This window comes from Cryobacterium sp. MLB-32 (assembly GCF_000738085.1).
GTDB lineage: Bacteria > Actinomycetota > Actinomycetes > Actinomycetales > Microbacteriaceae > Cryobacterium.
Map to the genome: position 1 here is coordinate 1 of NZ_JPRS01000381.1, position 1,875 is coordinate 1,875.

The 1,875-nt window shown below is 60.5% G+C and carries 3 protein-coding genes; all 3 read right to left on the reverse strand.

What is annotated here, in order from left to right; all coding sequences use genetic code 11:
- Positions 1–20: 20 nt before the first annotated feature.
- From rplD to rpsJ, 3 genes are read right to left on the reverse strand one after another with little or no spacing between them, the layout of a single operon-like run.
- Positions 21–671 carry a 50S ribosomal protein L4 gene (rplD, locus tag JF66_RS18750; RefSeq protein WP_035880388.1) on the reverse strand — a complete coding sequence of 217 codons (651 nt, stop codon included), beginning with the start codon at positions 669–671 and terminating at the stop codon, positions 21–23.
- Positions 672–676: 5 nt separating this feature from the next.
- Entirely contained in the window at positions 677–1,336 is a 660-nt protein-coding gene (rplC, locus tag JF66_RS18755) for a 50S ribosomal protein L3 (protein WP_035834608.1), read from the reverse strand.
- An 8-nt stretch (positions 1,337–1,344) separates the two neighbouring features.
- Complete coding sequence (rpsJ, locus tag JF66_RS18760) at positions 1,345–1,653, reverse strand: 30S ribosomal protein S10 (RefSeq protein WP_035834607.1); 309 nt, start codon at positions 1,651–1,653, stop codon at positions 1,345–1,347.
- Between the last annotated feature and the right edge of the window lie 222 nt (positions 1,654–1,875).

Consider the following 1,875-nt stretch of genomic DNA (forward strand, 5'->3'; position numbering starts at 1 on the left):
CTTGTTGATTGCGGTAACCATTATGCGGACACCTCTTCCTTCTTGGTCTTGCTCGCCACGAACGCGTCGAACGCGCCCTTGGTGAAGACGATGTCGTCGCTGACGAGCACGTCATAGGCGTTGAGCTGGTCCCACGAAAGGATGTGAACCGTCGGGAGGTTGCGAATGCTTCGCAGCGTCATCTCGTCGGTACGCTCCAGGATGACCAGCACGTGCTTGCTGCTGGCGATCTGCGTGAGCAGGGCCTGGGCGGTCTTCGTGTGAGGAGTTTCGCCCGTGAACAGCGACTCAACGATGTGCAGGCGGCCGCCACGTGCGCGGTCCGACAGGGCACCCTTGAGGGCTGCGGCGATCATCTTTTTCGGGGTGCGCTGGTCATAGCTGCGAGGCGTCGGTCCGTGGACGATGCCACCACCGGTCATCTGGGGAGCGCGGATCGAGCCCTGACGAGCGCGACCGGTTCCTTTCTGCTTGAACGGCTTGCGACCAGCACCGGAAACTTCACCACGGCGCTTGACCTTGGAGGTTCCCTGGCGTGCGGCAGCGAGCTGCGCGACAACGACCTGGTGAATGAGCGGAATGTTGGCCTGAACGTCGAAGAGCTCGGCGGGAAGCTCAGCTGAGCCTGCCTTTGCGCCCGTGGCGTCGAGGATGTCGAGTGCGGTAGTCATGATAACTACGCTCCCTTCACTGCGTTGCGGACGAATACGAGTCGGCCACGAGCACCGGGAACGGCGCCCTTGACGAGCATGACGCCCTTGTCGGCGTCAACCGAGTACACCTTGAGGTTCAGCACGGTAACGCGCTCGCCACCCATACGACCGGCCATGCGCATGCCCTTGAAGACACGGCTCGGGGTCGAGGAAGCACCGATGGAACCGGGCTTGCGGTGGTTACGGTGCGAACCGTGGGAAGCGGAGACACCCTTGAAGTTGTGACGCTTCATAACACCGGCGAAACCCTTACCCTTGCTGGTGCCCATGACATCAACCTTGGTTCCGGCAGCGAAGACACCGTCAACGGTGAGCTCCTGGCCCAGGGAGTAGTCAGCGGCATCCGCAGTGCGGAGCTCGGTGATGTGGCGGCGCGGCGTGACGCCGGCCTTGTCGAAGTGGCCGGCAAGGGGCTTGTTGACCTTGCGCGGGTCGATGGCACCAGCGGCGATCTGAACGCCGTTGTAGCCGTCGACGGCCTTTGTACGGATCTGCGTGACAACGTTCGGCGCGATCTCGATGACGGTGACGGGAACAAGCTTGTTGTTCTCGTCCCACACCTGAGTCATGCCGAGCTTCTTGCCGAGGAGACCCTTGGTGGTCTTGGTATCTGAGTAAGACATCACGGGCCCTAGAGCTTGATCTCGATGTTGACGTCTGCCGGCAGGTCGAGGCGCATAAGCGAGTCAACGGCCTTCGGTGTCGGGTCAATGATGTCGATCAGACGCTTGTGGGTGCGCATTTCAAAGTGCTCCCGGCTGTCCTTGTACTTGTGAGGAGAACGGATGACACACACCACGTTCTTCTCGGTCGGAAGCGGCACGGGGCCGACGACCGTAGCGCCCGCACGGGTCACCGTGTCGACGATCTTGCGCGCCGAAATGTCGATGACCTCGTGGTCATACGACTTAAGTCGAATGCGGATCTTCTGTCCCGCCATGTCGAACTCTCTCTCTGTTGGGGCGTCGTACAGACAAGAGAGAATGAGTCTCAGGTTGCATTGGACGCCGTAGTAGCACTGCTGCTGTCGCACCACTGTTCATATGTCAATTTCGACCCACGCCGAATAATTCGGCCCGAGTCGATCAACGTCGGCTCCCAGAGCAGATCCTGGGGACCGGCATGAAAATTCCATGACGGCCGGATAGTTGATTTGTGCTGT